Below are 6,234 nucleotides of genomic sequence, written 5' to 3'. Positions count from 1 at the left end.
ACATCGTGGCCCATTGCGAGGCCGATTAAAAGTGGATGGGTCCATTCCATTATCCCTGGCTCAACTGAGGCTATCTCGACATCCATGTCGAGCTTACGCAAATTCACTCAACGCCTTCGGACACTTCAAACAGAGAATCTTTAGCCTGCTAGCTCATTGGTCTGGATACTCCTATGTATAGAGTCAATCAAGAGAATTGCGTAAGTCCAGACATGGATGTCTGGCTAGCTTTTGAGGGGAAGGGACGCCCCATCAGAAGCGTTAGTGATTTTGATGGTGGACGAAGAACTTACCAAATCTGGTTTCAGTCTAGATAAATTTCCGTTGGAAATAATCGTTTTTCAGATTATTTCGCCGGAACGGCAAGGGATATCGAAAAGGGAAATGCTGTTGTTTCCCTTTCGTCGGGTGTGGACGAAGCGCTACGACTTTAGTTCTTGACTACACTTAAATCTGGGTTATAAAAAAACACCGCCATTTGGCGGTGTTTTAGTTTGTACTATAAATGTTTGAACGTCTTATTAAACATCATGGCCAATTAACCTTGGGGGAGCAAGGCTAACTGACCATATGAATGTTTAGTCTGCTTGATGCTCGAAAGTCCGGCCGCCTGATGATGGATTTGAGCGTTTAAACATTTCCGATTTATACAATGATTGCTCGCGCTCTACATTTGGATTATCACGGTACACTTCATCTTGCTGTGAACGGTTTCCGAAAATTGGCTGCATTTTAGGTGCTAGGTATTTACGGCCTAGTAAGTTAAGTCCGATAAAGCTCACTAGAGCGAATACCAGTAAAAATGGTAGCAATACAATCGTGGTAAGTGCGATAGCAATTATCGACAGTAGTGCTAAAAATGGGTGCATGGTGCCAACGCGCTGTTTGACCTGTGCTTGATTTACAAACTGATTAAAGTTCATTGATGTTCCTCAATTAAGCTGGCTGAGCGTGTATCAAAAAGGCGATGGATACAGTTTCAGTCTTTCATAAAATCACTTTTTACAGTGATGACAACTTCAGTGTGCAATAAAACACCTATTAACGTCACGTTAATCCTGATTAATGTTTGATTATGATAGCTACTCGCAACACTTTTAAACGATAACAAGTTGTATTAATGGCTGTTATTAATCTTATTTCAGCATTTCTATTTCAGTTTGATTGACTGCTTTAGCGACACTTTCACAAATAATGTTTCTTAGCCACAAGTGTCCAGGAGCTTGGCTGTTACGTTCATGCCATAACAACACATAAGCCATAGGCATAAAATCAAATGGCAACGGGATTTCTTCAAGGGGGTATAACTTGACAGCGTGCCGCGCAAAGCTCGATGGCAGAGTAAAAATGAGGTCGCTATGGGCACAAATACTCGCCGCGCCATAAAAGTCTGGCACAGTAGTGCTGATACGACGGCGCAAATTGAGATCGGCTAAGTGATAATCTAATGCCCACCAATCATTGCCTTCACAGCGCACTTGTACATGGGACATGCTCAAATAGCTGTCTCTATCCCATTTTTTTTGTTTGATAGCGTCTAACATTGGATGATCTTTACGCACTAAACAGACTTGCTTATCTTTAAATAAGGTCTGATATTCAATGCCATCAGGCAGTTGCTCTATTTTTATATCAGCTTGAGGGTGCGTATCTCGACCGGCAATTCCAAAATCGATTTGGCCAAGTTGTAAGTCTTGGATTGATTTTTCGGTCCACACATATGAGTCGAGTTTGACGTTAGGTGCATCGTGTAAAATTCTGCCAATGAAATAAGGCAGTAATGTTTCGTAGGCACTCTCGACCATAGAAAACGAAAAATGCTGGTGACTGCTGGCTGGTATAAATGTCGGTGGTTGGGTCAGTTGATGTAAGGTCTGCAAAATTTGCGGTAACTGCAGTCCTAATTGCACCGCATGGGCTGTCGGCTTTAGACCATGAGCTGTGCGCTGGAATAGCGGATCATCAAGTGTGGTTCGCAAGCGATTAAGACTTTTACTCAACGCAGACTGGCTTAAGTGTAAGCGGCTTGCTGCGCGAGTGACGCTTTGCTCTTCAAGTAATACCTGCAAAATGACCAGCAAGTTTAAATCTATTTTGGCGAGATTATCGATATTCATGTGATATTCCTCAAAGGAAATTTACTTAGGAAATCATACCATTTCTATTCATACCATGAGTAGTCTAAAATACGCTCCATAATTAACACATAGATAAAGAAAGAGTATAAAGAAAATGAGACGTAACTTGCTGCCAACACTGATGTTTATGGTGCTACTTAGCCCATTAGCCATCGATATTTACTTACCGTCAATGCCGACTATGGCAGTTGAGTATGGTGTAAGTGGTAGTCAGATACAGTCTACGTTGGTGTTATTTTTATTTGCTATGGGTCTTGGGCAGATTTTGATTGGGCCGTTAGCTGACCGTTTTGGCCGCCGCCCAATTGCACTATTTGGTATTGTTTTGTACGGCATCAGCAGCCTCATTGGCGCAATGGCGCAAGAGTTTGAAGTATTACAAATTGCTCGTGTATTGCAGGGGTTAGCGGCTTGTTCAACCTCTATCGTGGTGTTTAGTGCGGTTCGCGACTGCTATAGCAGTAAAGAAAGCGTTAAAATGTACAGTTACCTTAATGGTGCGATTTGTGTGATACCAGCGTTGGCACCGACATTAGGTGGCTTATTGGCACTACAGTTTGGCTGGCGCTCAACCTTTATCTTTATGGCGCTATACGCCATTGTCGTATTAGCTATCGTGCTGTTGAAGTTCCCTGAAACTCGTCCTGAAAATACTGACACCAGCGGCGCTCTTTATCGCTGGGCTCGCTATAAACCAGTGTTAAGTGATGCACACTTCTTGTTTTATGCCAGCACTTGCATGGTCGCAATGGCGTCAATTGTTACCTACGTATCGTATTCACCTATGTGGCTAATCGGTGAGCTAGGGGTGAGTGAACTTGCCTTTAGTGGCTTATTTGGACTCAATGCAGCAGTGAATATTGCAGCGTGTTTTGCGGCGCCAGTGTTAGTGAAACATATTGGTAATCGCCCCGCTGTGGTGGTGGCACTATCAATGATGTTATTAGCTGCTGTGCTTGAAGTTGTGGTGCAATTAGCTGGGCCTCAATCAGGTTTAGCAGCTGGTTTTGGTTTCATGTTACCTATGATGCTGCTTTGTATTGGCTTTGCTATTTTGCTTGGCCCTGCCACTTCTATGGCGTTATCAGCCTTCGGTGAGCGAGCGGGTACTGCAGCAGCTATGTTAGGTTGTATTCAAATGAGTGGTGCGTCAGTGCTTGCTGGATTAGTGCAAATGACCGATCTAACCGCACCTTATGCTGTAGCCTTGTTGATGGGCGGTCTATCTTTATTATTGCTAGTGATGATGTCGCTTAAAGGTTTAAATCATTTGCATATGGAGCAAGTTCACCCTGAGCATTAATGCTTAAACTATAAGCGATACAATAGTCTTAATCATGCCGCTGACCGAATAGTTAGCGGCATTGTTGTTTATAATACATTAACGCTAAAATAGACGTTGAAAGTATGGTTCAGCATTAATCAGTTAATAGAGGTGAGGTATTAGAGTTATTTGTGAAGGTTGTGGCTATCCAACCTCGACCTGTATTTGCGACAGTTTGTCTCCAATGACAATTAAGACTGAAGTGATTGTGCTGCAGCATCCTTCTGAAGTTGAACATGCCAAAAATACGGTGAAGTTATTGTGTTTAACCTTGCCAGCGACGAAAGTGGTGGTGGGTGAAACGGCGGATGACTTTGCTGAGCTGCAAGTTTATTTAAAGGAGGCTGGTAAACCGGTCTATTTAGTTTATCCCAGTGAAACCAGTCAAAGCGCCGCTGACTCTGGCGCCCCTGAAGAGTGCATTATCTTATTGATTGATGGCACTTGGCGCAAAGCCTTTAAAATGCTCCAGCTAAACCCATGGTTATTGGAGTTACCTGCGCTGCATATTGAGTTTGAAGGGGTATCGCAATATCGAATTCGCAAAGCAAAGCGTAGTGATAGTTTATCAACCCTAGAAGCAACAGCGTATATGCTTCAAGCTATCAGCCCATTAATGGATATTGCGCCTATGTTTGCAGCCTTTGATGCAATGGTGCAACATAAGTTAGATGCGATGCCTGCAGCCGTGCGTGCTCGCTATGTTCAAGAGAAATAGCAGCAACAAAAACAAGGAAGATAATGAATATGTTGAACCGTATGATGGCAATGGCTTTTATGAGTTTGATACTCGCAATCTCTTTTACTGCAATAGCCAATGATAAGCCACGCCTAACCTTATCCCAGCAAGCTGATCAAGGCCGTATTGATTCTAAAAAGACTGAGCAAAGTCAGTTAGAAAAAGCTCGAAAAGCCGCCAGCGATACCCAATCTCGCGAGCAAGAAGTTCTAGAACGCCAAGAGTCAGGCGAATGGGAAAAAGAACAAATAGAGAAATCCCAAGCTCAGTTTAAAGAGCGAGAGTCTCGCGCTGATAAATACCTGCGCGAAGCCAAAGAAGCCGCAGCTAAAGAACGTAAAATTGAAGAGCAAGATTAACTTATAACGCTTTTATATCCTTCGGTCTGTTCATTTTCTACAAACTCTAAGTAATTGTTGATGCTAGCTAAATTATCTTCATGATAATGAGAGACATATAACAGCTGGCTCAAGTTTTCCCGTGCAATCAACTCAAGGGTATTTCTCACTAACCTTATCCCCAAGTAATCTAACCCTTGATAGGGCTCATCTAATATTAATAATGTAGGTTGTTTTACCAAGGCTCGAGCGATTAACAATAGTCGTTGCTGACTATAATCTAGTTGCTTGATAGGTGTGTTAGCCAATGCTTCCATGTGCAAAATCGTTAACCAATCTTTAGCCATGTCTAACTGGGGGGCAGTGGCTTTTTGGTAAAGGCCAATTGAGTCATAAAAACCTGAGAGGATCACATCAATAGGGCTACAGTTAACGCGATATTGCAGATGTAATGCTGATGACACCATGCCAATATGTTGTTTAATTTCCCAAATGGTTTCGCCACTACCACGCTGCTTGCCAAAGATCTGTATATCGTTGCTATAGCATTGCGGATGGTCACCAAATATCAAACCTAATAAGGTACTTTTCCCACAGCCATTAGGGCCTTTGACCTGCCAGTGTTGGCCATTATCAATGCGCCAATTCACGTCAGTGAAAATGGTTTTATCACTATAGGCGACTTTGCCATTTTTCAGTTCAAATATCGGATTTTCAAACTTGCTTTGGTGACGGTGTCGTTGCATCAGCGCTAACATTAATTCACTTTGTACCTTAGATTGCGACTTAATTTGCCCGATAACAGGGTGACTATTCCAGCTGGATTTATCCATAACAGTGTCTAATTTCCCATGGCTGAATATCGCCACTTGTTCAATCCATTGAGGCATATCTTCTTCACGAGAAAATATCACCATCATGGGAATTGGTAACTGATTTAAATAAGTTGTAAGTGATGCTCTGTGGTCGATATCTAATCCTGCAAATGGGTTATCTAGTACTAAGAAATCCGGCTGAGAGGCAATGGCACGAGCCAACATGACACGGCGGGTTTCACCTGTTGATAGCTCTCGAAAGCCACAACCTTTAAGATGCTGCAAATCTAACTGAGTGAGTAATGTTTCAAGTAACGCGCTGTTTGCCTGGGACGGTATCTGCTGGCTGATAAGTTGAGTAACTGTGCTGCCGGTATCAATTACATTGAGAAAGTCGGTGTCATCATGTTCAATTTCTAAAGCCAATAACCTTTGCTGCTCTGCTAGTGAAACTTGCGCAATGTTATTAGATGATTTTTGTAAGCGACCAGAGGTAATTTTAATGGTTTGATGAGGGATATTATTGCTTGCACATAGTAAGTCACCAATGACTGAACCTATGTCGTTATGGGCACAGAAAACGGCCCATGACTGATTTTGAATATGCCAATCAGCGATATCGAGACTGACATTACAACTCTTGGCAGTAAGCTCACTAAACTTTATATCCATTAACCTTAACCCTTTAATATTTTGCTGTTGGTCAGTTTAAAATCACCATTACACTATCTATTTGAAGCATAACAAGATGATGAATAAAGCCATAATATTGTTTATTTATAAGATGGAGGGCATACGTAGTAAACAAATCGAAACAATTTCTTCAGCCTTGCTGTAACAAATTATTTAACAACTTCGGCTAGACACTGTAGATTAAATC

6 protein-coding genes are annotated in these 6,234 nt (G+C 42.1%); 3 read left to right on the top strand and 3 right to left on the bottom strand.

The window, feature by feature from the left end; translation table 11 throughout:
* Positions 1 to 578: 578 nt before the first annotated feature.
* Positions 579 to 923, bottom strand: coding sequence for a hypothetical protein (locus tag LMH66_RS17475; RefSeq protein ID WP_102526750.1), 345 nt, complete (start codon positions 921 to 923; stop codon positions 579 to 581).
* A 213-nt stretch (positions 924 to 1,136) separates the two neighbouring features.
* Positions 1,137 to 2,117, bottom strand: a complete 981-nt coding sequence (locus LMH66_RS17470; protein ID WP_229371798.1) for a LysR family transcriptional regulator — start codon at positions 2,115 to 2,117, stop codon at positions 1,137 to 1,139.
* 115 nt (positions 2,118 to 2,232) lie between these two features.
* On the opposite strand from LMH66_RS17470, the gene LMH66_RS17465 reads away from it, so the two are divergent.
* From LMH66_RS17465 to LMH66_RS17455, 3 genes are all read left to right on the top strand, one after another.
* A complete protein-coding gene (locus LMH66_RS17465) occupies positions 2,233 to 3,441 on the top strand; it encodes a multidrug effflux MFS transporter (RefSeq protein WP_229371793.1) in 1,209 nt (402 codons plus the stop codon).
* Positions 3,442 to 3,580: 139 nt separating this feature from the next.
* A complete protein-coding gene (locus LMH66_RS17460; protein WP_324295186.1) occupies positions 3,581 to 4,180 on the top strand; it encodes a tRNA-uridine aminocarboxypropyltransferase in 600 nt (199 codons plus the stop codon).
* Between the two features lie 23 nt (positions 4,181 to 4,203).
* Positions 4,204 to 4,560: a hypothetical protein gene (locus LMH66_RS17455; protein WP_229371782.1), complete on the top strand. Its 357-nt coding sequence runs from the start codon at positions 4,204 to 4,206 to the stop codon at positions 4,558 to 4,560.
* Here LMH66_RS17455 and LMH66_RS20500 read toward each other — a convergent pair.
* Complete coding sequence (locus tag LMH66_RS20500) at positions 4,557 to 6,026, bottom strand: ATP-binding cassette domain-containing protein (protein WP_324295185.1); 1,470 nt, start codon at positions 6,024 to 6,026, stop codon at positions 4,557 to 4,559. The two genes, LMH66_RS17455 and LMH66_RS20500, sit on opposite strands and share 4 nt — an antisense overlap.
* Positions 6,027 to 6,234: the final 208 nt, after the last annotated feature.

It is taken from the genome of Shewanella sp. 10N.7, from assembly GCF_020806285.1.
Taxonomy (GTDB): domain Bacteria; phylum Pseudomonadota; class Gammaproteobacteria; order Enterobacterales; family Shewanellaceae; genus Shewanella; species Shewanella electrodiphila.
Note: the sequence above shows the minus strand (reverse complement) of the source record. Positions and strands in the feature narration are given on the sequence as shown.

Excerpts from the sequence above, each read along its gene's own strand:
- LMH66_RS17475 (WP_102526750.1), bottom strand. The coding sequence starts at position 923 with ATGAACTTTAATCAGTTTGTAAATCAAGCACAGGTCAAACAGCGCGTT.
- LMH66_RS17470 (WP_229371798.1), bottom strand. The coding sequence starts at position 2,117 with ATGAATATCGATAATCTCGCCAAAATAGATTTAAACTTGCTGGTCATT.
- LMH66_RS17465 (WP_229371793.1), top strand. The coding sequence starts at position 2,233 with ATGAGACGTAACTTGCTGCCAACACTGATGTTTATGGTGCTACTTAGC.
- LMH66_RS17455 (WP_229371782.1), top strand. The coding sequence starts at position 4,204 with ATGAATATGTTGAACCGTATGATGGCAATGGCTTTTATGAGTTTGATA.
- LMH66_RS20500 (WP_324295185.1), bottom strand. The coding sequence starts at position 6,026 with ATGGATATAAAGTTTAGTGAGCTTACTGCCAAGAGTTGTAATGTCAGT.